Annotated in this window: 24 protein-coding genes and 1 tRNA gene; 20 read left to right on the forward strand and 5 right to left on the reverse strand. The window is 63.5% G+C overall.

Annotated features, from left to right (window positions below; translation table 11 throughout):
- The first annotated feature begins 14 nt into the window (after positions 1–14).
- The 7 genes from HMPREF3176_RS03960 to HMPREF3176_RS03990 all read left to right on the forward strand — a co-directional run bounded on the left by HMPREF3176_RS03960 (position 15) and on the right by HMPREF3176_RS03990 (position 6468).
- Complete coding sequence (locus HMPREF3176_RS03960; RefSeq protein ID WP_070436140.1) at positions 15–2243, forward strand: ATP-dependent DNA helicase RecG; 2229 nt, start codon at positions 15–17, stop codon at positions 2241–2243.
- Between the two features lie 2 nt (positions 2244–2245).
- Complete coding sequence (locus tag HMPREF3176_RS03965; RefSeq protein WP_070458444.1) at positions 2246–2827, forward strand: RsmD family RNA methyltransferase; 582 nt, start codon at positions 2246–2248, stop codon at positions 2825–2827.
- A 9-nt stretch (positions 2828–2836) separates the two neighbouring features.
- Positions 2837–3352 (forward strand): pantetheine-phosphate adenylyltransferase, encoded by a 516-nt coding sequence (gene coaD / locus HMPREF3176_RS03970; protein ID WP_070458447.1) that lies wholly within the window; start codon positions 2837–2839, stop codon positions 3350–3352.
- The gene (locus tag HMPREF3176_RS03975; RefSeq protein WP_083286227.1) at positions 3349–3969 is read left to right on the forward strand and encodes a YceD family protein; all 621 of its coding nucleotides are present in this window, start codon (positions 3349–3351) and stop codon (positions 3967–3969) included. The genes coaD and HMPREF3176_RS03975 overlap by 4 nt, the downstream gene beginning before the upstream one ends.
- Complete coding sequence (rnc, locus tag HMPREF3176_RS03980) at positions 3966–4715, forward strand: ribonuclease III (RefSeq protein WP_083286228.1); 750 nt, start codon at positions 3966–3968, stop codon at positions 4713–4715. Before HMPREF3176_RS03975 ends, rnc begins: the two co-directional genes overlap by 4 nt.
- Positions 4716–4727: 12 nt before the next feature.
- Positions 4728–5690, forward strand: coding sequence for a bifunctional DNA-formamidopyrimidine glycosylase/DNA-(apurinic or apyrimidinic site) lyase (gene mutM, locus HMPREF3176_RS03985; protein ID WP_070458449.1), 963 nt, complete (start codon positions 4728–4730; stop codon positions 5688–5690).
- Between the two features lie 187 nt (positions 5691–5877).
- The gene (locus HMPREF3176_RS03990) at positions 5878–6468 is read left to right on the forward strand and encodes a response regulator (protein ID WP_034374951.1); all 591 of its coding nucleotides are present in this window, start codon (positions 5878–5880) and stop codon (positions 6466–6468) included.
- Between the two features lie 15 nt (positions 6469–6483).
- Here HMPREF3176_RS03990 and HMPREF3176_RS03995 read toward each other — a convergent pair whose 3' ends face one another.
- From HMPREF3176_RS03995 to HMPREF3176_RS04015, 5 genes are all read right to left on the reverse strand, one after another.
- Entirely contained in the window at positions 6484–7665 is a 1182-nt protein-coding gene (locus tag HMPREF3176_RS03995) for a sensor histidine kinase (RefSeq protein WP_070458452.1), read from the reverse strand.
- Complete coding sequence (cydC, locus tag HMPREF3176_RS04000; RefSeq protein ID WP_070458455.1) at positions 7640–9499, reverse strand: thiol reductant ABC exporter subunit CydC; 1860 nt, start codon at positions 9497–9499, stop codon at positions 7640–7642. The genes HMPREF3176_RS03995 and cydC overlap by 26 nt, the downstream gene beginning before the upstream one ends.
- On the reverse strand, positions 9496–11148 hold the full coding sequence (cydD, locus tag HMPREF3176_RS04005) for a thiol reductant ABC exporter subunit CydD (RefSeq protein WP_083286229.1): 1653 nt from the start codon (positions 11146–11148) through the stop codon (positions 9496–9498). Before cydD ends, cydC begins: the two co-directional genes overlap by 4 nt.
- A 73-nt stretch (positions 11149–11221) precedes the next feature.
- A complete protein-coding gene (gene cydB / locus HMPREF3176_RS04010) occupies positions 11222–12310 on the reverse strand; it encodes a cytochrome d ubiquinol oxidase subunit II (protein ID WP_070458461.1) in 1089 nt (362 codons plus the stop codon).
- A 21-nt stretch (positions 12311–12331) separates the two neighbouring features.
- Positions 12332–13906 (reverse strand): cytochrome ubiquinol oxidase subunit I, encoded by a 1575-nt coding sequence (locus HMPREF3176_RS04015; protein ID WP_034373446.1) that lies wholly within the window; start codon positions 13904–13906, stop codon positions 12332–12334.
- 515 nt (positions 13907–14421) lie between these two features.
- Here HMPREF3176_RS04015 and HMPREF3176_RS04020 point away from each other — a divergent pair.
- From HMPREF3176_RS04020 to HMPREF3176_RS10210, 13 genes are all read left to right on the forward strand, one after another.
- Positions 14422–17388, forward strand: coding sequence for an Rne/Rng family ribonuclease (locus HMPREF3176_RS04020; RefSeq protein WP_070458464.1), 2967 nt, complete (start codon positions 14422–14424; stop codon positions 17386–17388).
- 241 nt (positions 17389–17629) lie between these two features.
- Positions 17630–17938, forward strand: a complete 309-nt coding sequence (gene rplU / locus HMPREF3176_RS04025) for a 50S ribosomal protein L21 (RefSeq protein ID WP_016664727.1) — start codon at positions 17630–17632, stop codon at positions 17936–17938.
- A 33-nt stretch (positions 17939–17971) separates the two neighbouring features.
- Positions 17972–18226: a 50S ribosomal protein L27 gene (gene rpmA, locus HMPREF3176_RS04030; RefSeq protein WP_034373440.1), complete on the forward strand. Its 255-nt coding sequence runs from the start codon at positions 17972–17974 to the stop codon at positions 18224–18226.
- A gap of 148 nt (positions 18227–18374) precedes the next feature.
- A complete protein-coding gene (obgE, locus tag HMPREF3176_RS04035; protein WP_061211776.1) occupies positions 18375–19913 on the forward strand; it encodes a GTPase ObgE in 1539 nt (512 codons plus the stop codon).
- Entirely contained in the window at positions 19913–21085 is a 1173-nt protein-coding gene (gene proB / locus HMPREF3176_RS04040; protein WP_061211777.1) for a glutamate 5-kinase, read from the forward strand. Before obgE ends, proB begins: the two co-directional genes overlap by 1 nt.
- Positions 21086–21122: 37 nt before the next feature.
- A complete protein-coding gene (locus HMPREF3176_RS04045) occupies positions 21123–22403 on the forward strand; it encodes a glutamate-5-semialdehyde dehydrogenase (RefSeq protein WP_061211846.1) in 1281 nt (426 codons plus the stop codon).
- An 88-nt stretch (positions 22404–22491) separates the two neighbouring features.
- A complete protein-coding gene (locus HMPREF3176_RS04050; RefSeq protein ID WP_061211778.1) occupies positions 22492–22701 on the forward strand; it encodes a hypothetical protein in 210 nt (69 codons plus the stop codon).
- A 10-nt stretch (positions 22702–22711) separates the two neighbouring features.
- The gene (gene nadD / locus HMPREF3176_RS04055; RefSeq protein ID WP_082738721.1) at positions 22712–23320 is read left to right on the forward strand and encodes a nicotinate-nucleotide adenylyltransferase; all 609 of its coding nucleotides are present in this window, start codon (positions 22712–22714) and stop codon (positions 23318–23320) included.
- Positions 23307–24335: a hypothetical protein gene (locus tag HMPREF3176_RS04060; RefSeq protein ID WP_070458467.1), complete on the forward strand. Its 1029-nt coding sequence runs from the start codon at positions 23307–23309 to the stop codon at positions 24333–24335. Before nadD ends, HMPREF3176_RS04060 begins: the two co-directional genes overlap by 14 nt.
- On the forward strand, positions 24332–24721 hold the full coding sequence (gene rsfS, locus HMPREF3176_RS04065; RefSeq protein ID WP_061211780.1) for a ribosome silencing factor: 390 nt from the start codon (positions 24332–24334) through the stop codon (positions 24719–24721). The genes HMPREF3176_RS04060 and rsfS overlap by 4 nt, the downstream gene beginning before the upstream one ends.
- Positions 24721–25362, forward strand: a complete 642-nt coding sequence (locus tag HMPREF3176_RS04070; protein WP_070458470.1) for a histidine phosphatase family protein — start codon at positions 24721–24723, stop codon at positions 25360–25362. The genes rsfS and HMPREF3176_RS04070 overlap by 1 nt, the downstream gene beginning before the upstream one ends.
- A gap of 46 nt (positions 25363–25408) precedes the next feature.
- Positions 25409–25481: transfer RNA gene (locus HMPREF3176_RS04075), tRNA-Ala, on the forward strand.
- Between the two features lie 724 nt (positions 25482–26205).
- The gene (locus HMPREF3176_RS10210; RefSeq protein WP_141742351.1) at positions 26206–26781 is read left to right on the forward strand and encodes a hypothetical protein; all 576 of its coding nucleotides are present in this window, start codon (positions 26206–26208) and stop codon (positions 26779–26781) included.
- Positions 26782–26798: the final 17 nt, after the last annotated feature.

The following is a 26798-nucleotide window of genomic DNA, read 5'->3' on the forward strand; positions in this document are numbered from 1 at the left end:
CGAAAGGAGCGATCGTGGTGAAGGCGAAGGCCGACGGTTTCCCCGCGGGCCTCTTGACTCCCAAGGAAATCGCCGCCGCGCGCGCACTGGGTGCGGGGGATGTCGAGGACCTCGTGCGCATTCCGCCACGCCGCTATGCCTCGCCCGGCCCCTTGCGCGACCTGCGCCATTTGAGCGAGGGCGACGACATTTCCGTCATCGCGACCGTCGAACGCGTGCGTGAGCGCGCGATGAAGAATCGCAAGGGCACCCTCCTTGATGTGCGCGTGTGCGACGACGAGGGCGAAACCATCCAACTCACGTTCTTTCTTTTCAAGGCGCACCTCGTCAACTGGCATATGAGCAGGCTGCGCGAGGGTACGCGCGTGCTTGTGAGCGGAACAGTTTCGCGTTTTCGGGGGGAAAACCAGATCGCGCATCCCGACTACCTTCTGCTTGCAAGCGACCCCTCGCCGGAGGAGGCCCGGGCGGTCGCCGCTGCGCTCGAGCCCGCCCCCGTGTATCCACTTCGCGGTGCAGCGACGCAGAAGCTCATGCGCTCACTATTGACAAAAGCGCTGCGGCACGTCGACGAGCTGCGCGACGTCATTCCCGCCGCGATTAGGCGTGAGCGCGACCTGCCCACGATCGCTGAGGCGGCGAGGATGCTCCACGCGCCTCACGACCAAACGGAGGTCGAACGCGCCCTGCGGTATTTCCGCTTCGAAGAGGCTTTTGTCATCCAGTCGATTTTCGCCAGGCGCCGAGCACAAGACGTTCAGGACGCCGCCCCACAGCTCGGGACTTACGGGGACCTCAGCCGGGCACTCGATGGGCGGTTGCCGTTCACCTTGACCTCGTCGCAAAAGGACGTGGGGGAGCAGATCGCCGAGAGGATTGCTGCACCCCACCCCACGTCGCTCCTGCTCCAGGGAGACGTGGGCTCGGGAAAAACCGTGGTGGCGCTGCGCGCGATGGTGCGTGCCGTCGATTCCGGATTCCAAGCCGTGCTCCTCGCCCCGACGGAAGTACTCGCACGGCAGCATTACTCGACCATCACGGCGATGCTTGGCGACCTTGCGCGCCGCGGTCACCTTGATGCGCACGAGTCGGCGACGCGCGTTCGCTTGCTCGTTGGCGCCCAGAAGGCCTCCGAGCGACGCGAGAGCCTTCTCGATCTCATGAGTGGCGAGGCTGGGATCGCCGTGGGAACACACGCACTGCTGACCGAGGGCGTCGACTTTTTGAAGCTCGGCCTCGTGATTATCGATGAACAGCATCGCTTCGGCGTGGATCACCGCCGCCAACTGCGGTCCAAGGGACCCGGCGACCTGCGCCCGCACATGATGGTGATGACCGCGACCCCGATCCCTCGATCGGCTGCGCTCGCCCTCGTCGGTGACCTCGATTTGCTCACGCTCGAGGGGCGTCCCCGCGAGGGTGCCGAGGTGTCCTCATTTGTCGTGCCCCTGGGCGATACCGCGTGGCGCGAGCGCATGTGGGAGCGCGTCCTCGAGGAAGTCCACGCCGGCCGCCAGGCATTCGTCGTGTGTCCGCGCATCGATCCGGAGGATCCAGCACAGGCCGCTACTCCCGCAGATCCGTTCGGGAGCGAACACCCACTCCACGCGGTCACTCCCACGCTCGAGATGCTGCGGGCGAAACCAGGCTTTGACGCGCTTCGCATCGAGGAATTGCACGGCCGGCTTCCAAGCGACATTAAACGCGAGCGCATGGAGGCGTTTGCCGCCGGTGACATCGACGTGCTCGTGGCGACGACCGTGATCGAAGTCGGAGTCGACGTGCCGAATGCGAGCGTCATGCTCGTGCTCGATGCCGAGCGCTTCGGCCTCGCCCAACTTCACCAGCTCCGCGGCCGTATTGGTCGAGGCGCGCATCCGGGAATCGCGTTCTTCGCCACGCGGTTCCCCCGCCAGAGCGCGCAGCACGACGGGCTCGTAGAACTCGCCTCCACAACCGACGGGTTTGCCCTCGCCGAGCTGGATCTCGAGCGTCGCGGCGGCGGCGACCTCGTCGGCGATATTCAATCGGGAACGTCCGTAGCCGTGCGATTCCTCGACGTGGGCCGCGACGCGCGTATGATCCTCGAGGCCCGCGAAGACGCTCTCGTAACCGAAGCCCTATCTCGCGGGGCGCTTACGACAAGTAGCCTCGAGGCGCCATCCGCGAGCGAACACGATGCCCTCGATGCCGCGATTGCGCGCCACAGTGCTCGCGGCGTCGACAATCTCGAAAGGAGCTGACCGTGCCCCGCATTATCGCCGGACGACTCGGCGGACGCACCGTGCCGTCACCTCCCACGAACCGCACCCGGCCCACGAGTGATCGCGTGCGCGAAGCAGTCTTCTCAAGGCTCGACTCGTGGGGCGCCGTGCGCGGCTCGACGGTTCTCGACCTCTACGCCGGAACCGGGGCGCTCGCCTTCGAGGCACTATCGCGAGGCGCGGACTTCGCCGTCCTCGTCGAGGCGCATCGCCCCACGGCAAAAGCCATCGGCGAGGCCGCCCGAACTCTCGGCCTCGAAGAAAGCCTGAGGGTCGAGTGTGGCCAGGCAAGCGTCGGACCCCGCCGAGAGGCCCCCTTTACGCTCGTGTGCGCCGACCCGCCCTACGCCGTTGCGACCGAAGAGCTTGCGCGCCTCGTGACCGGCCTCGGTACAGCCGGCCAGCTTGCCGATGAGGCGACAATCGTGCTCGAACGCTCCGCGCGAAGCGAAAAAACTCCGCTACCCTCCTATTTCGTTGACGAGGGAGCGCGAGATTTCGGGGACACGAGAGTCGAATACTTCACCTACCTCGATCCAGCGATCACGGAGGCAAGCCGGTAGGCTTAACACATGCTCACCGCCCTTATCCCGGGGTCATTCGATCCGTTCACTCTCGGGCACCTCGATCTCGTGAGGCGCGCGTATGCGCTCAGCGACCGCGTGATCGTGGCAGTCGCCCACAACCCCCATAAGAGCGCGCGCATCCCCTTCGACGCGCGCTGCGAAGCTATTCGTGAGACGCTTGCCCGCGAGGGCCTTGCCGATAGAGCGAGTGTTGACACGCTGCCGGGCGGCCTCCTTGTCGAAGGCGCGAAGAAACTCGGCGCAACCCACCTCGTCAAAGGAATACGAAACGCCCAGGACCTCGCGTACGAGGAACCCATGGCGCGGGCCAATATGGACCTCGGCGGGTTGGACACGCTCTTCCTCTTGACCGATCCCGCACTCGCGCACATCTCGAGCTCGCTCGTTCGAGAGATTTACTCGCTCGGCGGTGATGCGAGCCGCTATCTTCCGGATGCGTCAACGCGCGCCCTCACCGCCGCATACACAACGCCAGCCGCAGACTCAAAGGAGCACTCATGACCGACGCGAAGGGCAAGAGCACCCCGCGCCCCCGAAAGAAGGACGCCCAGGCCGAAAAACCCTTCAACGCGGGGCTCGATCTTGAGATCGACGCGATCGATCTCATCCATAAAATCGGCTCGCAGCGCACCATTTCGCGCACGGCAACCTCCACGCAGCCCGTGGGCGACCCCGAATTTGCCGTAAGGCCCGGCGACGACATCACGGTCGAGGCAAGCCTCGAATCGGTCGATGAAGGCATCTACGTGACCGGGACGGCACGCGCAGACGTCCATGCCGAGTGCTCGCGCTGCCTCGACCCGGTTGACGACCACCTCGACGTGCGCTTCGACGAATTGTTTAGCTACCCCGAGAAGGTTCCGGCCGAGCTCGAAGACGAGGACGTCCCCGTACTCGAGGGCGATGTGATCGACCTCGGTCCCCTCGTTCACGACGCTTTTGCGATGGCCGCGCCCTACCAACCTTTGTGCCGCGAAGACTGCCCGGGCTTGTGCTCCCAGTGCGGCATGCGTATGGAGGACGACCCCGACCACGAGCACGTCGTCTATGACCCACGTTTTGCGGCTCTTGCCGGACTGCTCGAGCAGGACGACGATCGCGAGGATGAGGAGAAGTGAGCCGCAAGCGCAAACGGCAGCCCATCCCGCACCTCGAGGATCGCAGCGGACTGTTGGCTTCGCTCCCGCTGAAGGGCGAGCTCGATCCCGACCTGCTCGACCTCGCGCTCACCCACCGCTCCTATAGTTTTGAAAACGACGAGTGCCCGCAAAATGAACGCCTCGAGTACCTTGGCGACGCTGTGCTGAGCCTCGCCGTCGCCGACCACCTGTACCGCACCTACCCGGACGCATCCCAGGGTTCTCTTTCCCGCCGCCGCTCGACCGTCGTGAGCACGCGCGCCCTTTCACACATCGCACGCCTGCACAACCTTGGCGCTTACCTCAAACTCGGCAAGGGCGAGTCCCTTACGGGAGGGCGCGACCGAGATTCCGTGCTCGAGGATGCCGTCGAAGCGATTATCGGAGCCGTGCACCTGAGCCTCGGCGCCGAAGCGGCCCGCGTATTCGTGCTCGATCTCCTCTCACCGATCCTCGACGACGACACGTTCATGCTCGGCGCATTCGACTACAAGTCGCGGCTGCAGGAGATCGGCGCACTTCTTGGCGCTGTCCCCGCCTACACGTACGAGGAATGGACCGCGGGCGATACCGAACACTTCCGCGCGCACGTGAGCGTTGGCGACACCCTCGCGGGGACAGGCGAAGGCACGAGCAAGAAGGGGGCCGAGATGGAGGCCGCCCGCAGGGCCGTCCTCGCGTACTACAGCGCACGCGGCGAGACATTCACGATGTTCGAAGAGTAGGGCAGGCCCGCGGTGCCCGAGCTTCCCGAGGTTGAGGTCGTCCGTCGAGGCCTCGAGCCGTACATGGCCTCGCGCGTGATCGAACGTGTCGAAGTGCTCGATGCGCGCTCGCTCAAGCGCCACGCTGGCGGCACAGAGAGTTTCGTGCGTCAGCTCGAGGGGCGCCGCATTCGCTCGGTTGCGAGGCGCGGTAAGTTCCTGTGGGCGCCGCTGTCCGACGCCGGCTGCGCCCCCTCGATTCCTTCAGCGCACGGCGAAGCGCTCGTCATGCATCTGGGCATGAGCGGCCAGCTTCGTGTTCGCGACGGGGCAGTGAGTGGGGCGCCTCAAGCGTCGGAACCGCACGTGAGCGAGGGGCCCGCGCCGGATCCCGTGACCCACCTACGCATTCGCCTTCACATGGAGGGCGGTGCGCGCATCGATTTTGTGGATCAGCGGATTTTTGGCGGGATGCACGTAAGCCCGCTGATCGGTACGGCCGATGCTCGTGCAGGGGGCGAGGGCACCGATCTTCCGCTCATTCCGCAAAGCGCGGCGCATATTGCCCGTGACCTGCTCGATCCTTGTCTCGATGAAGAGCTCCTCGTGCGCCGGATCCGTAGGCGCACGGCCCCCATCAAATCCGTCATCCTGGATCAAAGCACCCTCAGCGGGATCGGGAATATCTACGCTGATGAGGGCCTATGGGAGGCGCGGCTGCATTTCGCGCGCCCCGCGATCGGGATCTCGAGTCGAAAGGTCAAGGAGCTTCTGGGGGCGTGCCGTGAAGTCATGCAGCGCGCCCTCGAGGTGGGCGGCACGAGCTTCGATGCGCTATACGTGAACGTCGACGGCCGAAGCGGCTATTTCGCTCGGTCGCTGAAGGCCTACGGCAAGCACGGCACCCCGTGCCCACGGTGCAATCGTGCCCTCGTGCGGGCGCAATTCCAGAATCGCTCGAGCCACTTCTGCCCCTATTGCCAGCGCCTGCGCTAAAGGGTCTACAGAAGCACGGAGCGTGCGAGCGCGTAGCCGCACGCTCTTATACGCCCGCATAAAGGTGTTGTAGTGGGGCATTTGGTCCCCGTTCGGCTAGGATGTCTGGGTAGGACATGTGAGGATCCCGATCAAACGAACTGGAGAATACCGCGTGAGCGAAGTAAGCGGCGATCAGTACCGCGTCATGATTGTCGACGACCACGAAGTTGTGCGTCGCGGCATCGTTGCCGTCATTGACGCGGATGCCCGCCTCAGCGTTGTCGCCGAGGCAAGCACCGTTGGCGAAGCCAAGCGTCGGCTTCCCGCCGTCCAGCCAGACATCCTCGTCACGGACCTCCAGCTCCCCGACGGTACCGGAATCGACGTCATGAACGCGGCCCGCCAGGAGAACGAGAACCAGACCATGCTCGTGCTCACCTCGTTCAACGATGATGCGGCGATCCGCGAATCCCGCGCTGCTGGCGCCTCGGGGCTCCTCCTCAAATCCGTGCGCTCGGCCGAGATCATCTCGACGATCCTCAAGGTGGCGAACGGCGAAACCGCGTGGCCCGCGGGCGGCACGAGCGAAGACGAATTCGACTTCTCCGCCGTCGAACGCCGCATCGTTGAGTACATCGGTGACGGGCTCGCGAACCGCGAAATCGCCGACCAGCTCGGCGTCGCCGAAAAGACCGTCAAGAACCGCATCACGGGCATCCTCCACAAAATGGGGCTGCAGCGCCGCACTCAGGTCGCGGCCTGGGTCGTCTCGCGCCGTCGAGCCGACTGGAAGTAACGCCCCTGCGCCGCACTACTCGGCGATGATGGTCGCGCGCCAGCTCACCATCGTCCCCGGGTCGAGGCTGTAAAAATCAACCCAGCCGAGGTGGCGCCGCGCGCGTGCACCCATGTTCGCGAGCCCCGAGCGGCGCGTGATACTGGGATCGATGCCGCGCCCGTTGTCGCTCACGTTCACCTGGATGACCGTATCCACGCCCTCTTTGAAGAGCGTGATGCTCACGGAGACCGCGCTCGCGTGCGCGTGGCGCGCAACGTTCGCCAGGCACTCCTTCACGACCGCGACGACGTCTTCCTTAAGCTCGCCTTCGATCGCGTCGAGCTCGGCGACCGGTGCCTGAAGGTGCAGCGACGGCACAAAGCCGAGGCCTGCGATCGCGAGCCCGCACTCGTGGCGAAGCCGCTGAGAGAGCGTCACCTCGACCGTCTCATTCCGCAGCGACTGGACGATCCCGCGGATTTCCGCGATCGAACGCTCGATGCCCGCGACAGAATCCTTAAGGCTCGTCGCGACCGGCCCTTCGTCTGAGTATTCAGGAAAACGCGAGGCTTGCGACATCACGGTCTCAAGCTGCATGCCCACACCGAAAAGCTCTTGGATGGCGAGATCGTGAAGGTCGCGGGCGATGCGGTTGCGTTCATTATTGAGGTCATCCTCGATGGCGCTGCGCCCCGTTGACCCATTGAGCGCGAACGAAAAGAGAGAGGCGAGCGAAGCGGCGCTCACGTTCTCGGCGTCGGTAAAAGCTGCGGTGGCGTCGGAGTCCTCATCCGCGAACCGAACGGCGATGAGTAATCCGCGCCTCGCGGCGCCCGCATCGATCGGAAACGCCACGAGTGCGCTCGTCGATCCCGCGGGAGTCGGGAGGTCCTCGTCGGCAAGAGCGCGCGTGAGGTCACCCCACGTGAGAGTCGCGAGTGCCTCCTGTGAGTCGTGATCGAGTACGAAAGGCAAGGGCGCCGAATCGGCCGTTTCCGACGAGTGAGAGACGGACGCTCCGAGTAGTTCAGCTTGAAACCGCCCCCGAACAAGCTCGCACACCCATGTCGAATCGTTCAGGGGGAGAAGCACGAGGAGCGAGTCGGGCGAAAGAATCTCGAACGTGGAATCGGCCAAGAGGTCGAGGATATCGTCGGGGTCCTCGGCATTGAGGACCGCCGCTGTGAGCTCACTGATTCTCGTGGCGTTCGACATAGGTGCTCCCTTCGTGAGTCGTGTGGGCGTCGAGGTCGAGCACCGCCGCTCCCGATTCCTTGAAGCGCTGATCGTGCGTAATCACGATGACGGTCGCATCGGCCGCGAAGAACGCGCCCGGGGTGAGAATACCGTCCATGAGCTCGGCCGCCAGGTCAAGGTTGAGGTGTTCGGTAGGTTCATCGAGGATCGTCACGGGAGCGCCGTGCGCGATCGCGCGAGCGAGAAGAAGCCTTCGCCGTTCGCCCCCGGAGACGTCCTCGCCGCCACTGCCAAGGATTGTGTCGAGCCCCGAAGCGAGTCCCGATACCCATTCGCCGAGGCCCGCGAGGTCGAGGGCATGATGGATTTCTGCGTCGGTGAGATCGCCGCGCACGACACGAATATTCTCGCGAAGGCTCGTCGCAAACACGTGCGCGTCCTCGGCGTAAAACGACACACGTGAGGCGAGCGCGGTCGGAGTGAATGACGTGAGGGGAGCATCGCCATACAGAACTCGCCCACTCAGCGGGGTGAGAAGCCCCGCAAGGGTCAGGCCGAGCGTCGACTTTCCGCGGCCCGAAGCGCCGTACACGAGCGTGCGACTTCCCGGGGCAAAGCTCAGGTCAAGCCCGTGTGCGAGCGGATGCTCGGCACTCCAGCCCGTCGTCAGTCCAGATGCACTCAGGACTGCGGGGGAGGGGCGTTCAGCGCGTGCGGGTGCGGGGGTGGGCGCATCGTCGCGAGAGGGGGGTCCGACGGCTCGGCGGCCCTCGATCGCCGACTGCGCGTCTTCTGTCGCAGCGCGCAGAGCATCGCGCACGCTCGAGCCTGCCCGAGTGTCGAACGCTGAGGCGATCGGGGCGTTGCCTGGATCGAGTTCGTGGAGGCGTTCAGCGGCGACGATCGAACGTGCGCGCTGACTGGCTGCTTGCGGGAGAACAGATGCCGCTTCAAAGCTCGACAGCGGGGCGAGAATGATGACGCCGATGATGCCCGCCGTGTGGCCGATGAGGCCGCCAAGCAACCCCGTGGTTTCGAGGTTGTAGACGGCGCCCGCGGCGAGAATCGAGCCGAGAAGCGCGGGGATCATAGCGATCTGGGTGCTGCTACGTGCGAAAGCCGAGGGCACGGCTGCTTTGTCGAGGGCCGCATCAAACTGTTCCTGGGCGGCCTCTAGGTCGGCGAGGGTGCTGTTCCATTGCCCCTTGACGCGAAGGACGTCAGCGTTGTCGAGGGCAAAAAGCGAGAGCGTATTGAGGCGAGAGCGGGCCTCGACGAGTTCGCGCTCCGCCACGAGCGCCGCCTTGAAGGCGAAGAACGGGGCGATGATCGTCGCGAAGGTGAGGCCAACGAGCATGGCGAGTGCCGCAATCGGCGAGAATGGGGCGATGGTCGCAAGGATCGCGACTGCCATGACGAGTGCGACGAGGGCGGGCACCACGGCACGAATGACATCGTTCGCCATGTCTTCGGCGTCATCGCCGATACGCGCGAGTAGATCGCCGCGTTTGAGGCGCCCTGCGAGGGCTGAGGGGGCGCTCGCAAGCCCAGCGTACATGTTGGTACGCAGGCGCGCGACGCCGGTGAGGGCGGCATCGTGCGTGAGCAGGCGCTCGAAATACCGAAAGACGCCGCGGGAAATGCCAAGAGCACGCACGGACACGACGGCAACGGAAAGGTCGAGAACTGGCGGCATCGTCCACGACTTTGTAATGAGGTAGCCCGACACAACCGCGAGGGCAAAGGCGCTCGCGAGTGTCGCTGCACCTGCGGCGACCGCTGATGTGAGCTGACGCGGGCTGATCTCCATGAGCTCATGCATGCGTGAAAGAGCGCGCGACGATATTTTCACGGGACTGGCACCTCCGCGGCACGCACATCGATCACCTGGTCGGCGACATCGAGGAGAGCCTGTCTATGGGCGGTCACGAGGACGCTTGAGCCCTGTTCGCGCAGCGTCTCGAGCAGGCGAACGATCATCGCCTCGCTCGCCCCGTCGAGGTGCGAAGTGGGTTCGTCGAGAATAACGAGTGGTTTCGCCTCGAGGAGGGCGGTTGTGAGGGCGACGCGCTGGCGCTGACCGACGGAAAGCCCGGTTCCACCGCGGCCAAGTTCGACGTCCCAGCCGTGAACATCCGCGACGTGTGTGTCGAGACCGGTCGCACGTGACGCCCTCGTAATGGGGGCGTGTGCCTCTTCGGTTCCCGGGGCAATCCCCGCGGGAAGGGACTCGTGGAGGATCTCGCGCAGGGTGCCAGGGCCCACGACGGGGCGCTGAGGCAGCCATGCGATCTGCGCCCAGAGGCTTTCTCGATCGATCTCACTGAGGGCAATGCTGTTTCCCTCCTCGGTGCGAAGCAGCACGCTGCCCGTGGTCGGCGTGAGGAGCCCGAGGATGGCGGCGATCGTCGTCGATTTTCCCTCGCCACTCGCGCCGCGAAGGGCAGTGATCTGGCCGGGTGTGATGACGGCAGTGAGGTGGGCAGGCGCGAGACGGTCGCGCCCCGCAACGCTCAGATCACGCAGGACAATGCTCGTGCGCGATAGCGAGGGGGCAGCGGGGCGGGTGGCCTCGTCACCGGTTTCCACTTTGCCCGCCGCTGCGGGGGCATTGAGGATCTCGAAGGCGGCGTCGACAGCAGCGAGGCCATCCGTCGAGGCGTGAAACTGCTGGCCCACGAGGCGCAAGGGGAGATACACCTCGGCGGCAAGAACGAGCACGGCGATTGCCGGAAAAAGCTCCATTGCGCCGCCCACGAGGCGCAAACCGATGGAGACGGCGATGAGCGCGACGCCGAGGGTAGCGATGAGTTCGAGAGCAAAACTCGAAAGGAACGCCCACGCAAGGGTCGTCATTGCGGATTTCTTGTGTCGCGCGCCGAGGTCCGCGACGATGCGCTCGGATCCCTGTGCGCGGCCGAGCGCACGTAGCGTCGGGAGGCCTTCGACCAGATCGAGAGTCTCGGCCCACAGCGTGCGCATGGTCGCGAGAGAGCGGGCCGAGGAGCCTTCAGTCATTTTCCCGATGAGGATCATGAAGATGGGGATGAGCGGAAGGGCGATACACGCGACGATCGCACTGGTGAGATCCCATACCGCGATCGCGGTAAGTGCGAGTGGGGTGACTGTCGCCGATAGTGCAAGCTGCGGGACGTACCCCGTGAGATAGGGACGGAGGTTTTCGAGCCCCGCGGTGGCGAGTGCGGCTGTCGAGGCGGCTTCGCCCGTGCGTCCGCGCGGGCCGAGACGCGCGTTCGTCTCGACGACGGCCCGCCTCAGCTCTCCGATCGTTTCGGTCGCTGCACGGTGGCCCGTGGCTTGCGTGTACCACACGGCGCTCGCACGAATCACAAGCGCGATCGCGAGCACGATGAGTGGGAGGGGGTTGTCGTGCGGCCATGTTCGGTGGGCGAGGAGATCCGCGCCGAGAGAGGCGACGCACCATGCGGTCGTGATTGCGCAAACAGCCTCCACGAGGCCCAAGACAACCGTGCGGATCACGTGCGCGCGAGCGCTGTGAACGTGACGGAGGAGTCTCGGATCAAGTGGAGGCTGTCGCTTTGCCAAAGGTGCTTTAGCTTTCCGTGTCGAAGGCTTTGCGGTAGCCCTCTTTCGCCTTTCGCGCGAGGTTCGCCGCGTGGGCGGCCGGGAAACCCTCGCCCGTAACGCGAGCGCGGAAGACCCAGTAGGCCCAAGCCTGGTAGGCGAGAACGATCGGGAGCAAAATGACGGTCGCGATCGTCATGACCCGAAGAGTGTACTCGGTGCTCGAGGCGTTCATGACGGTCAGCGAGAGAGCCGGATCATTGGCGGCAGGGAGCACGTTCGGGAAGATCGCGCCGAAGGCCATGATCGTGGCGAAGCCGATAGCGACCGACGTCGAAGCAAACGCGAGGCCCTCGCGCCCTGCGCGGTTCAGCACGAACGCCCCGATAAGGGCGAGCGCTGCGACGACGAGCGGGATCCACGTCCAGGCGTTGTTCGAGTAGGCGAGCTGGGCCCACAGGACCCACGCTGCCGCCGCGACGATGGTCGGGATGGCGATGACGCCCGCGAGCTTGTTCGCGTCGTGTCGAACCTCGCCCGTGGTGCGAAGAGCGAGGAACAGCGTGCCGTGCAGCCAGAAGAGGAGCACGAACACCACACCTGCGAGAAGCGCGAACGGGTTCAGAAGGTCGAAGAGGGAATCAGTGACGACGCTCTTGCCGCCGGCATTCGCCTCCATGCTGACGCCACGCACGATGTTGCCCACGGCCACGCCCCAAATGAGTGCCGGAACGAGACCGCCAACGAAGTGGCAGATGTCCCACGCGAACTTCCACGACGCGCTCTCAACCTTGTTGCGGTATTTGAATGCGCACACGCGCACGATGAGCGCCACGAGGATGATGATGAGCGCGAGGTAGAAGCCCGAGAACATCGTCGCGTACCATTCGGGGAACGCGGCAAACAGCGCGCCACCACCCACGAGGATCCACACCTCGTTTGCGTCCCACACGGGGCCGATGGTCGTGATGATCTGATTCTTCCGTTTCTCCTCGCCCTTGCCGAGCGCGAAGACGTTCATGCCCACGCCGAAGTCGAAGCCCTCGAGAATGAAGTAGCCGAGGAACAGCACTGCGACGAGAATGAACCACAGAGTCTGTAGGAACGTTGCTTCCATGATTGTCTACTCCTTTCTCTCTCAGTAGCCGAAGCTGATGGTCGGGGTATCGATCTCAGCGGGAGCTGCACTCTCCTTCGCGGAGAGCGAGCGCGGAGCCTTGATGTCTTTGCGGGCCTGGTTGCGCATGAGGTAATACCACACGACCGCAAGCACGCCGTACAGAAGCGTGAAGACCACGAGCGAAACGATCACCTGCCAGCCTTCGTGGCCTGAGACGCCCTGCATCGTGAGCAGCCGCACGAGCGGGTCGCCGGTGGGTGACGGCGCAACGATCCACGGCTGACGGCCCATCTCGGTGAAGATCCAGCCGAAGGCGTTGGCGATGAACGGCATGGGGATCGCAAACAGAGCGAAGCGCGCGAACCAGGTCGAACCCGAGGTGCGTGCCTTCTCGCCCTTGCCACGCGTAACCCAGAAGGCCCAGACGGCAAGGATGCCCGAGAAGACCGCGAAGCCGATCATGAGACGGAAGGACCAGTAGGTGACGAAGAGGTTCGGGCGGTAGTCGACGTCGACGGTCTTGCCGCTCGCATCGACGGCAGTAGCGCCGAACTTTTCTTTGTATTCAGCGTTGAGCTCAGTCACGCCCTTGAGCGTTGCGTTCGGGTCATTCGTCGCGAGGATCGAGGTCACGTACGGGATTTCAATGATGTGCGAGATGTCGGTGCAGTCCTGAGAGAACGCGCGGGGACCCGCGACCGAGAGGATCGAGAAGCTCGCGCCCGTTTCGGTGTGGCACAGGGCTTCAGCCGAGGCCATCTTCATGGGCTGCTGCTCGAACATGAGCTTGCCCTGGAAGTCGCCCGATGCCAGGAGGCCGACGGCGGACAGCACCATGACGAGGACTCCGAAGCGGGTTGCGGGACGCCATACGTTCTTGGCGAGGTGGCCGGCAGCGGCCTGTTCCTCGCCCGAGAGGGTCTGGTCCTCGGCGCGCTTGTGGTTTTTCACCATGTGCCATGCGGCAATGCCGGTGACAAAGCAGCCGGCCACGAGCCATGCACCGGCAATCACGTGAGGGAAGGCCGCGAGGGTCGTAACGTTCGTCAGGAGCGCGAAAATGCCGCCCTGCGAGGGGTCGAGCTCCGCACGGCCGGTTTCAGGGTTGAACACGGCAGCGACGGGGTGCTGCATGAACGAGTTCGCGGCAATGATGAAGTACGCCGAAAGGGTCGTGCCAATTGCCACCATCCAGATCGTGAGGAGGTGCAGGCCTTTCGGGAGGCGGTTCCAGCCGAAGATCCACAGACCGAGGAAGGTTGATTCCATGAAGAAGGCGGCGAGTCCCTCGAGTGCGAGCGGCGCTCCGAAGATGTCGCCCACGAAGCGGGAGTACTCAGACCAATTCAGGCCGAACTGGAACTCCTGGACGATACCGGTCGCGATACCGATGCCGAAGTTCACGATGAGCATTGAGCCAAAGAATTTCGTGATGCGCGTCCACGAATCGGCCTTCACGGGATCTTTTGCGCGTACAGCGATCGTTTGCATGATTGCGACAAGCAGCGAAAGACCGATCGTGAGCGGCACGAAAATGAAGTGGTAGACGGTCGTGATGCCGAACTGCCACCGCGCGAGATCGAGCGCGTCCATGAGCGTCCTTTTCTAGAGAGGGACAGGGTGGTTCACCCTCAGGTTAGGAACCTCGAGGGTGGCTGGTCGGGGCTTTAGGCCCGGCTTTGCTGTTTGCCATTCTACGCCTCTAAGGCGTTTCTGGCCTGCGGTTTTTGCCGTGTCGCCACGCCGTTTTATGCAATGATTGCCTCGCGAAAAGGGTGCCGCTGCGGGCGGTGCGTCGCTGTTTGCGGGTGGCATTGTTGCGCTGCGCGGTCACTCGCGAGGTGTCCGACGGCTGCCTACCTGCGAGCGATTCGTGCCATCGTGTGCGATACTTGGCGGTGATGTTTGCGCCGACGCATCCGGCGTAAAGGATCCCCCGCTATCCGGTTGTCGCTCCGGCCACGCTTTGGCCGTGACGCAAGGCTTCGGGTGTCGCAGCGCTCGTGAAGAGCAGCGCGAAGGGGGAGGGTTAATTCGGCTTCCGCCCACGGGCGATGACATATGGCGGCTCCAGGATGCGCTGGGCCGCCCTAGAACGGAGCAGCCACATGGCTGAAGTGGATTCCTATAACGAATCATCGAGTAGTCAGGGCGCCTCGCGCCCGCGCCGTCGTGCACGACGCGCCGCAGGAGCGCCCGCAGGGGCGCCTTCTGTCGCTCCGGAGCACACGGCTCCTTCCTCGAGTGCGCACACGAGCGTTGCCGCTCAAGGCAGTGCCGTCGTGAGCGACGCTAAACCCCTCAATCTTCGCGAGCGTCGGCTTGCCGAGCGGGCCGCCAAGAAAGAGGCAGAGAAGGCAGGGAAGTCGGCAACAAGTATTCCCGCGAGCGATGCCGCACGTTCTAATTCGCCTGAGCCGTCCGCCCAAAGCTCAGTCGTGGAAAACGAGAGTGAGCCCGCGGCCTTCGATGAGGGGCGTACGGATCATGAAGAGGGTGCGTCGAGCGAGGCATCCGAATCCGCACCCGACACGGACACGCGAGAATCCGACGGCCGAGAAGAAGGCTCCTTCGGGGCTCATGACATTTCGAGTGATCTCAAGGCCCTCGCCGACTCTCGCCAGAGCGTCGAGGTAACCGAAGAGCCGTCGGCCCCCGACATGCTCGGCTTTGCCTCGCTTCTCTTCCAGGCCCCTACTCCGACCTCGGAACCGACCGCGACCGCGAGCGATATCGACGATAGCGAAGAGGCCAGCGACCCGTTCGCCGAAGCCTCCGTTGACATTACTTTTGGCGCTCCCGATCTCGAAGCCGCACGTCGTGCAGCTATCGAGCGTGCCGAGCGCGAGTCGCGCGAGGCTGCCCGCACTGAACGCAGCGCGAAGAAAAAGGGCTCCGATTCGGAATCCGCGAGCGAAGATGAAGCGGAGACGGGCGCGAACGACACCGAAAAGTCCGAAGAATCCGACGGTGAAGGCACGCAGCGAAGCTCGCGCCGACGTCGCCGCCGTGGCGGACGCGGCCGTCGCGGTCGCGGAAGCAAGAGTGAGGACGACTCGCCCCAGGGCGAGAATGGCGAAGAGGAGCCCAAGGACGTCGCCGATCGCGACTCGTCGACCGATGCGGATGACAGCGATGACGAGGGTGGCACGTCGAGCCGTCGCCGCCGTCGCCGCCGCCGAACGGGCAGCTCAGGCGGCTCTGATGAGCCCCACCCCGACGATCCGCCGAACACAGTCGTCAAGGTTCGCGAGGCGCGGGACGAAGTCAAGGCTGTCAAAGGCTCGACTCGCCTGGAAGCGAAGAAGCAGCGCCGTCGCGAGGGCCGCGAATCCGGCCGTAGGCGCCACTCGATTACCGAGTCGGAGTTCCTCGCTCGCCGCGAGTCCGTCAAGCGCACGATGATCGTGCGCGAACGACCGGGCCGAACCCAGATCGTGGTGCTCGAGGACAACATCCTCGTCGAGCACTACGTGGCGCAGAAGTCGCACACGTCGATGGTGGGCAACGTCTACCTCGGTAAGGTCCAAAACGTTCTCCCATCGATGGAAGCTGCCTTCGTTGATATCGGTCGCGGTCGCAACGCCGTGCTCTACGCGGGCGAGGTCAATTGGGATGCCGCTGGCCTCGAGGGGCAGCCGCGCCGCATCGAATCCGCTCTCAAGGCGGGCGATCCCGTGCTGGTCCAGGTGACGAAGGATCCAATTGGCCACAAGGGCGCGCGCCTAACGAGCCAGATCTCTCTGCCTGGTCGCTACCTCGTTTATGTCCCGGGTGGATCGATGACCGGCATCAGCCGGAAGCTTCCCGACAAGGAGCGTGCGCGCCTCAAGAAGATCCTCAAGTCGATCGTTCCCGCGGAAGCGGGCGTTATCGTGCGCACCGCGGCTGAAGGCGCGAGCGAAGACGAACTCAAGCGTGACGTCGAGCGACTCCAGAAGCAGTGGGAGAAGATCGAAAAAGCGAGCGCCAAGGGCAAGAACGCCCCGACCGCGCTCTCAACCGAACCGGATCTCGCGATCAAGGTTGTGCGCGACATCTTCAATGAAGATTTCACGTCGCTCATCGTCGAAGGCGAAAGCGTCTACAGGGAGCTGCACGAATACATTAGCGAGGTCGCCCCCGATCTTCTCGAGCGCGTCACGAAACACGTGGGGGAGAAGGATTCCTTCGCGAAATACCGCGTGGATGAGCAGCTCATGAAGGCGATGGACCGCAAGGTCTACCTGCCCTCCGGCGGTTCGCTCGTCATCGATCGCACCGAGGCCATGACCGTCGTTGACGTCAACACGGGCAAGTTCACGGGAACTGGCGGTTCGCTCGAAGAAACCGTGACCCGTAACAACCTCGAGGCGGCCGAGGAGATCGTTCGCCAACTTCGACTTCGCGACATCGGCGGCATTATCGTGGTGGACTTCATCGATATGGTTCTCGAAGCTAACCGCGATCTTGTGCTGCGCCGCATGATCGAGTGCCTTTCGCGTGACCGCACCAAGCATCAGGTCGCGGAAGTCACGAGCCTTGGACTCGTGCAGATGACCCGCAAGCGCGTGGGCGCGGGCCTCGTTGAAACGTTCTCGACCATGTGCGAGGCCTGCAATGGGCGTGGCATTCAAATCGATCTCGACGGCCAGCATCATCACGAGCCGCCCGCCTTCGACGATGAGCCCAAGAAGTCGCGCAGGCGCTCCAAGAAGTCGCGCAACTCAGACGGCGATTCGAATAAGTCGGCGAAGCGAGAGTCAAAGGGGCAGTCCGCCGAGGACAAGGCCGCCTCGGCGAAAGACGCCGTGCAGGATCTCGTCGATTCAAAGAATGCTTCGGACGTTCACAGGCTTGAAGACAACGAGGCTTCGCGTGCCCTCGCGCGCGCAACGATTGCCTCGATTGCCGCTGCGAGCACCGGTCATTCGGCCCCCGAGGTGACTGTCGACGGTCAGGTCATCGCGCCGGCTGAGGGTGGCGAACCCGTTGAATCAGCGGAGCCGCCCACGACTTCTGAGGCCCCCGCGGGTGCCTCCACTGAGACCGAGGACACTGCCGTGGGTCACAGCGGGGACTCGCAGGGCGAGTGACGTGATGAGTTCCACAGGATTCTCGAGCGTTTTCGCAGGTCGCGATGCCTGCAACGGTTGATTCTGGGGAATGCATTTCGTAAGCTATACGTCGGTGCATTTCGTGCCGTAGACTTTTCCCTCCCGCAGCGGTTCTCGCGGTCGCGCTTTCGGCAGTGACCGTAAAGCCCCAACCGGTGGCCCGCGCGGTTTGAGGGAAAACACCCAGCATAATTGTCAGCAACGAGAAAAGAGCAGTGACGTGGTGTACGCAATCGTCCGCGCAGGCGGTCGTCAGGAGAAGGTGTCGGTTGGTGACACCATCGTGATCAACCGCGTGGCCGGCGAGGCGGGTGACACCGTAGAGTTCGCTCCCGTCCTCCTGGTTGACGGTGACAAGGTGACCTCCGCGAAGGAAGACCTCGAGAAGGTCACCGTGACCGCTGAGAAGATCGAAGACTTCCGCGGTTCCAAGGTTCGCATCCTCAAGTTTAAGAACAAGACCGGCTACACGAAGCGCCAGGGCCACCGTCAGGAACTGACTCGGCTCAAGGTCACGAAGATCGCCTGAGCGATCTCAAATATCGAGAGAAGGTACTGACTCATGGCATCAAAGAAGGGCGTTAGCTCCTCGAAGAACGGCCGCGACTCGAACGCTCAGCGCCTCGGCGTGAAGCGCTTCGCGGGCCAGGAAGTTGGCGCGGGCGAGATCATCGTTCGCCAGCGCGGCACCCGCTTCCACCCGGGCCAGGGCGTTGGCCGTGGCGGCGACGACACGCTTTTTGCTCTCACCGAGGGCGTCGTCGAGTTCGCGCGTAAGCGCGACCGTAACGTGGTGAACGTGGTGGCCTCGGCCTGAGGCTGGCCCACTTTCACACGTGAGGCGGGGAAGTGCCCAGCGGGGCTCTTCCCCGCCTCACGTTTAACCTCCCTGCACTCCAGAGCGGATCAGCTTAGGCTGGTGCCAAGAGCGCTCTTCGCGCATCCGCTCGCGTCGAAAGGCCACCATGGCAACCTTCATTGACCGCGCTGTTCTCCACATCACCGGCGGTGATGGTGGCAATGGCTGCGCCTCGATCAAGCGTGAAAAGTTCAAGCCTCTCGCGGGGCCCGACGGCGCCAACGGAGGCGACGGCGGCAACGTCATCCTCGAGGTCTCGCGCAATGTCACGACGCTCATGGACTTTCACCACCTCCCTCACCGCCGCGCCGAGTCGGGCGGATTTGGGAAGGGAGACTTCCGCGAGGGGACGAAAGGCGCGGATCTCGTGCTCCAGGTCCCCGAAGGTACCGTCGTGCGCGACAAGGAAGGAAACTTCCTCGCGGACCTCGTCGGTGAAGGTACGCGGTTCGTTGCGGCGCGTGGCGGTAAGGGTGGCCTCGGGAACGCCGCCCTCGCGAGTTCAAAGCGCAAGGCGCCGGGTTTCGCTCTCCTAGGCGAACCAGGCGAGGAACGTTCCATCGTTCTTGAGATGAAGTCCATCGCCGACGTAGCCCTCGTGGGCTTCCCGAGCGCGGGCAAAAGTTCGCTCATCGCCGCGATGAGTGCGGCGCGCCCGAAGATTGCGGATTACCCGTTCACAACTCTCACCCCGAATCTCGGGGTGGTCGAGCAAGAGCAATTCCGCTTCACGATGGCTGACGTTCCCGGGCTCATCCCCGGCGCGTCCGAAGGCAAGGGGCTCGGCCTCGACTTCCTTCGGCATATCGAGCGTTGTCACGTGATCGTCCACGTGCTTGACGCCGCGACGATGGAAGCGGAGCGCAACCCGGTCCACGATCTCGAGCTCATCGAAACCGAGCTGCGCACGTACGCCGAACGGCTCGATTCTGAGTCGAGTCGACTTGGCCTTCCGCCCCTCATGGAGCGCCCCACGGTCATCGTGCTCAACAAAGTTGATATGCCGGACGGCTCAGACATGGCCGATATGGTGCGTGAAGAGCTCAAGGAGCGTGGTGTTCCCGTTCTCGAAGTGTCCGCCCTGACTCGCGCGGGCCTTCGCGAGCTTGCGCTGACCCTCGGAGCCCTCGTGGAGCGCCAGCGCCTCGAGAACCCGAACCCCGAGCGCGACGAGCGCCCCACGATCGCGATCACCCCCGAGGACCAGGATTCGGGCGGGTTTACGATCACCCCGGAGGAGTTCGAGGGGCAGCGCGTGTACCGCATCCGCGGTGACAAGCCCGAGCGATGGGTGCGTCAGACGGCTTTCGCAAATGACGAGGCTGTGGGGTACCTCGCCGACCGGCTCAATCGCCTCGGTATCGAGGACGAACTCTTCAAGAAGGGCGCGAAAGCCGGAGACACGGTCGTGATCGGCCCAGGAGACGACGCGGTTGTGTTTGATTGGGAGCCGACCATGGTCACAGGTGCGGAATTCCTCGGCCAGCGCGGTACGGACATGCGACTTGAGGAGCGTACCCGCCCGACGCGTCAGGAAAAGCGCGAGGTGCGTCGTGTGCGTGTGAAGGAACGCATGGACCGGATCAGTGCGATGGAAGCGGAGCGTAAAGCAGGACACTGGTCTGATCCTTCGAAAGACGACTAATGACGCGAATCGACAAGGTACGTATCGGGCACGGTGTACACGACCCCGCACGGCTCGATACGCGAGCCTCTCTCACGCGCGCACAGCGCATCGTGGTGAAAATCGGTTCGAGTTCGCTCACGCTTCCAAGCGGTGACCTCAACCGCAACGCGATTTGGGCACTCGCCTCGAGCGTGTCGCGCCTTGTTCACGAGGGACGCGAGGTCGTCATCGTCAGCTCGGGTGCCATCGCCGCGGCGCTTCGCCCGATGGGTTTTAACGCGCGACCCGAGTCGATCACCGATAGCCAGGCGCTCGCCTCGGTCGGGCAAGGCATGCTCATTCGTGAATGGTCGCAGGCCTTCGGCATGAGCAATGTGCTTGTGGGGCAGGTGTTGCTCACCGAGGACGACATGGTTCACCCCGAGAAATACAGGAACGTGCGGGCATCGCTCAACGCGCTGCTCGCCGCAGGGGCGGTCCCCATCGTCAATGAGAACGACACGGTCGCCACTCGCGAGATCCATTTCGGCGACAACGACCGCCTCGCGAGCCTCGTCGCGCAAGTGACGGGAGCCGACCTCCTCGTTCTTCTCACCGATGTCGATGGACTTTTCACACGCCCGCCTAAGGAACCGGGGGCCGAGAGAATCGCCTGCGTGAAGGATGCGGCAAAACTCGAAGGGGTCGAAATCGGCTCACGCGGGTCAACCGTCGGAACCGGTGGGATGGTGACGAAGCTTTCGGCCGCCCATAACGCCACCATTACGGGAACCGCGTGCGTTCTCACTCTCCCCGCGAGATTCGATGCCGTTCTCTCAGGCGAAGATTTCGGCACGTTCTTTCCGGCGCGCACCACGGGTCGCCGGCGGTCTCGACTCATGTGGCTCATGTACGCGAGCCGCGGGGAGGGCACCCTGGTGCTCGACGAGGGCGCGGTACACGCGGTTGTCGAGCAGAGACGTTCGCTTCTTCCCGTGGGAATCACGCGCGTAGAGGGCACGTTCGCGGCCGGATCTCCCGTGGACATCGCTGACGGCTCGGGGCGGGTACGGGCGCGCGGGCTCACGTATTTTTCTTCCGACGCTATCTCGCGCATCATGGGGCTCACATCGGAAGAGGTTGCTGCGCGCGAAAGCGAGATCGGGGTGCACACGGTTGTGCACAGGGACGATCTCGTGCTGCTGAAATAGACGCTTTGGTGGGAGATATGCGCTATAAGTGGTGCTCATGAATGAGCAGTTGACGGTGACCGAGAGGGTTCACGACATTGCTGCGCGCGCCAAGCGCGCCCAACGCACGATTGCACGCGAGAATCGCACGCGAAAGGACTCCCTTCTGCGTGCGATAGCCGCGAAGCTTGACGCGGATTGCGCGCGAATCCTCGAGGCGAACGCCGAGGATCTTGCCCGTGCGGATGAGAGCGGAATCGATCCGGGCCTGAGAGATCGCCTCGCGTTGAACCCGTCTCGCGTGCAGGCGATTGCCGCCCAGGTGCGCGCGACCACAGCCCTTGCCGATCCGGTCGGCGAGGTTGTGCGTGGCGGGGTGCTCGAGAACGGGCTTTCGCTCACCGAAGTCCGCGTTCCGCTCGGGGTGATTGGCATGATCTATGAGGCCAGGCCGAACGTTACCGTTGACGCGGCAGCCCTCGCACTCAAGTCGGGCAATGCCGTCATCCTTCGGGGAGGAAGCGCCGCATCGTCCACTAATCGCGCCCTGGTGGAGTCAATCAGGACCGCGCTCACGGGCGAAGGGTTTCCCGCGGAACTCGTGGCCTCCCTCGATGACCTCGGGCGTGAGGGCGTTAGTGCCCTCATGCGCGCTCGAGGTCTCGTCGATGTCCTCATTCCTCGTGGCGGGGCGGGCCTCATCTCCCGCGTTGTCGAGGAGAGCCTTGTGCCGACGATCGAGACCGGAACGGGAAACACGCACATTTTTGTCGATGAAAGCGCGGATCTGGACCGCGCGATCGACATCGTGGTCAATGCGAAGACCCAGCGCGTGGGGGTGTGCAATGCGCTCGAAAACCTCCTCGTCCACGAACGCATCGCCCAGGATTTCCTGCCACGTCTAGCCGAGGCGCTCGCCCCGAAAAAAGTAGTGCTGCACGCGGATGCTCGCTCCTATGCGGTGCTTCACGGCGGGCCCGCGCGCGTCGTGGAAGCTCGAGAGGAAGATTTCTTCACCGAGTACCTTTCGCTGGACCTCGCTATCAAGGTTGTTGCCGATGTGCACGAAGCGGTGGAGCACATCCGCACCCATACGAGCGGGCATACCGAATCAATCCTTACTTCTTCCATTGAGAGTGAACGGGCCTTTATCGCGGGACTCGACTCCGCTGTCATCATGGTCAATGCGTCGACGCGCTTCAGTGACGGGGGCGAATTTGGTTTCGGCGCGGAGATCGGCATCTCCACGCAAAAGTTGCACGCGCGCGGGCCCATGGCCCTTCGTGAGCTCACGAGTACCACGTGGATTGTGCGAGGCGAAGGCCACGTGAGGGGGTGAGCTTCGCGGCGTAACCCTCGCGCGCGGGGCAATGTGTGGAACAATGGCATAGCCCCTCGATGGGATGAACGATTGCGAAAGGTCTGGCATGCACGCTGATTTTCTGATCCTCGCCGAAGAGGCCGCCGCACACTCTCACGGGCCGCACCCTGCCGTGTTCGGCGTCGCGGCGTTTGTGATCCTCATGCTTTTGCTCGTGATCACGTCGCTCTTCAGCGGTCTCCACCAGGAACCGTCCTCGAGCGCGAAGACTGTCGCCGAGGTTGAGCGCGAGCACCGCAGCGGCACCTCCCGCTGAGGCATTCCGCATGAGCGCAAAGCGCCGGATTGGCGTGATGGGTGGGACTTTTGATCCGATCCATCACGGCCACCTCGTTGCCGCGAGCGAAGTCCAGTCGGTTTTCGGCCTTGACCAGGTGATCTTCGTCCCCACTGGGCGTCCGTGGCAGAAGTCGGATAAGGAGATTTCCGACCCCGAACACCGTTACCTCATGACGGTCGTGGCAACGGCTGCGAACCCGCGCTTTACGGTTTCGCGTGTCGATATCGATCGACCAGGGCAGACCTACACGATCGATACTCTTCGTGACCTTCGCGCGCAATTGCCGAACGACGACCTGTTCTTCATCACGGGAGCGGACGCTCTCACGAACATCCTCACGTGGAAGGATTACAGCGAGATTTTTGACCTCGCGCACTTCGTGGGGGTCACGCGCCCCGGCCACGACATCAACACCGATGGCCTCCCGCCAAGCGGGGTGACCCTCATCGAGGTTCCCGCGATGGCGATTTCGTCAACTGACTGCCGCACACGCGTCAAGCGGGGGGTACCGGTGTGGTACCTCGTCCCCGACGGCGTCGTGCAATACATCAACAAATACAAGCTCTATCTAGGAAGTGAGCATGACGGGAACTGAGACGCAGCTTTCCGGTCGTCGGCACGGGCGCCGCGCTCGTGCAATGAGCGGAGACGAGAACAACACGTCGGCAACTCGCGGCGTGACGGGCGATCTCACGCTTTATGCGCGCCGCACGGCGGTGATTCCTCCGGTCGCAGACGATCAGCTTCCCGAGCTGAAGCACTACACCGGCAAGCGCGCAAAGCGCCGCGCCGACATCCTCGTGGAGCCCACGGTTGAGGCCAAGCCTGAAGCGCACGTACCCTCCGAGCCAGTCGCGGCCGTGGAGACCGAAGACGGCAAGGCTGCAGAACAGACCGCGCCTCAGGAGGTTTCGGTAGCTACCCCGGGCCCCCTGAGTGACGATCTTCCCGCGGCTAGCGTCGGCGCGAAGAAGGGTTCATGGCCCGGTGCCCGCTTCGGCCGAGAAGCCGTAACCCCTGACGAACCCGCGACTGACGCGTACGAGACCGCGATTTTCGATCCTCAAGAGCTCGACGACGCCGAGGGTGCGGACACTCCCGACGCGAGCGACGCCATCGACGGGGCCGAATGCGCCGAGACCGCACCCGCAGAACCCGTCCTCGAACCCACGGCGCAAGAACCAGCCGAGGCTCGGCAGGCGTCGGCCTGGACCTCCGTACCCGCCGATCCTGAAACGTCGGTGCCGAGCGCTTCCGAGGCTCTCGCACCCAAGCCTGCCGATCCTGAAACTGAACCCGCCCTCGTATACGAGACGAGCGACGGGACACCGCTCTCCGACGCCTCCGAGTGGCTCGAGGTTGGTGACCTTCCCGCCGATCAGGCACCCGAGCCCAAGCCCGCGGCCCGCTTCGACGGGACGGTGCTCGACAAGCCGAGTCGCACCTCCGGTGGAATCGGCATGTGGATCACGTGGTTGCTCGTCGCAGCGATCGCGATTACCCTCGTTGTGCTTCTCGTGACGGGCGTGATTGGCCCCGGCATCGCGAAAGCAATCGCCCCCATTCCCGAGACCGTTCCCTATGACCTTTCCGGAGGACTCGCTTCGTGACCGCAACCCAGGAATCCATTGACATGGCCCGCATCGCCGGGCAGGCCGCGGCCGACAAGCTTGCGGGCAACGTGATCGCACTCGACGTGTCTGAGCAGCTCGTCATCACCGACGTGTTTGTCGTGTGCTCAGGCGACTCGGAACGCCAGGTGAACGCGATCGTCAATGGCGTGGAAGAGGAAATGTTCAAGGCGGGCTACAAGCCGAAGCGGCGCGAGGGCGAGAAGGACGCTCGCTGGATCCTCCTCGACTTTACCGACATCGTCGTGCACGTCCAGCACGCGGAGGACCGCGCGTTTTACGCCCTTGAACGCCTGTGGCGCGATGCCCCGGCGATCGACTTGGATCTTGACCTCGGTCCCGATGCGGAGGCGCAGGAGAAGTAATGGCTTTTCGCCTCATCCTCGTTCGTCACGGGCAAACTGACTACAACTATGCCGGCCGCATTCAAGGCGCTTCCGATATTCCCCTCAACGAGGCGGGCCTCGCCCAGGCGCGCGCGGTGGGGGGGTCTCTTGCGGGTGACAAGAGCATAGCGGCCATGTACTCCTCACCGCTCGGGCGCGCGATGGCGACGGCGGAGGCAATCGCGGCGCCTCACGGGCTAGAGGTTTCATCCGACGCTCGCCTGCGCGAACGCGGATTTGGCGACTGGGAGGGGCTGACCCGCGAGGAGATCGAAAAGGGGTGGCCTCTCGAGTTTGCGCTGTGGCGTGCCGGTGTCTCGAGCGGTCTCGAAAAGGCTCGAGTTGAACACAGGGCGGATGTCGCGCATCGTTTCGATGCGGCTTGCCGTGAGTTCAGTGATCGACACGAGGTCGGCACCGTCGTCGTAGTTGCGCACGGCGCTGCAATTTCTCTTGGCCTGTCCGCGATGATTGGCGCGGGTCTAGGCGATTTTTATGGCCTTGCGAGTATGGGCAACTGCCACCGCGCTGTCGTGGAAGTCAGGCGAGCGCGCGAGGGCGCTGGGTGGGTGAGGCTCACATCACTGAACCTCCCGCCGGATTTCGCCGCCGCCCAATGAGCGTGTAATATTACTGGAGTCGCTACGGCGACGCCCAAAAAATTTTGGGGCTATGGCGCAGTTGGTAGCGCGTCTGCATGGCATGCAGAAGGTCACGGGTTCGAATCCCGTTAGCTCCACGTAAGATTAGATAATCGAAACTGCCCCGCCTGATGGCGAGGCAGTTTTGTTTCTGCGGTGAGTTGCGCCGGGGCGTTAATGCCGGTGTGGGCAAGGACGTCGGCGGTGAGCAAGTGGTTCCGAACCGTGCCAGCTGAGTACCCCAAGCCCCACCAATGCGTTTGAGTGATTCGTCGACACGGTAGAGCCGGGCCATCTCTCGAACTTCTGCGGAAGGAGGAGACGCTCCGCGGATACGGACGCCTCGCCCCCGAAGCAGTGACGCCAGCCGGCGACGGCTCATACCGACATCGTTCGCGATCGCGCGGAGCGCCTCGCCATCGTGATACCGCCGTTCCAGAGTGTCGAGCGTCTCGCTACCGATGCTGCGGTGTGCACTTGCCGGTGCTGACTCACGTTGGGTAGGCCGCCCTGCGCGACTGCGGATCGTTCGGTGCAGTGACCTCATGTAACCCAGCGGCGGGGCAAGTTTTGACAAGACTCCCGCCAGGTCCACCGGGAAGAGCGACGGCGTCATCGCCACCATCATGGCCCTCGACCGCGCGATCCGAGGCGGCAGCGCCCAGGCGGGCACGTCGGTCTACGACGAGCGGGGACTTCTAGTGCTGTAAATGCACACAAAACCGTTGACAGTTAGGTGTGCCCAACCTATAATAGGGCAGGATGCATCACCCGATGCCCATCACACTCAACAGTCAATGTCAACGGTGACGGAGATATAAAATGAAGATTTCCAAATTGTTTAAGGTTACTGCCATCGGAATAGCTTTGATGTTGCCAACTTCAACTATGGCCTCCGCCTCTGAGCTAACTCCCCAAAGTAAACAGTCGATAGCCCAATTAGGTTCAAGTGACAGCTACGAGTTTCCATCTCAGATTGAAGGATCTGATCGCTATGTTGGTGGCAACGACGCTGCAGACAACACAATCCAGCCCATGGCTGTAACACGCCCTGTAAGGTTCATTGGGCGTATTGATGCACATAACGCTCACAAATCAGGATCAGAGGTCTCTGGACATGTGTCGTGGACTCTTATTAGCGGTGCGCGTCGCAAAATGGGGGTGAAGTCAACGCTAAAAGCGAAAACGGGATGGTTCGGATATTCCACCAAGGCTTCGTCCGGCATGGTATCGGTGTGGCCAGGCGGTGGCAGGGGGAAAGCTGCGGTTGCTCGGTATCGATGCAATGGAACTAAGAGTACAAAGTGGTATACCTACGGGGAAGGGTTTGCACCTGGAACTCAAAAACCCTGGGGGCATCACAATGGTAATGTAGTCACTCTTTCTTGCGGAGCTTAAATTGAATTGAGTGATGA

This window comes from Dermabacter sp. HMSC08H10 (assembly GCF_001807585.1).
GTDB lineage: Bacteria > Actinomycetota > Actinomycetes > Actinomycetales > Dermabacteraceae > Dermabacter > Dermabacter hominis.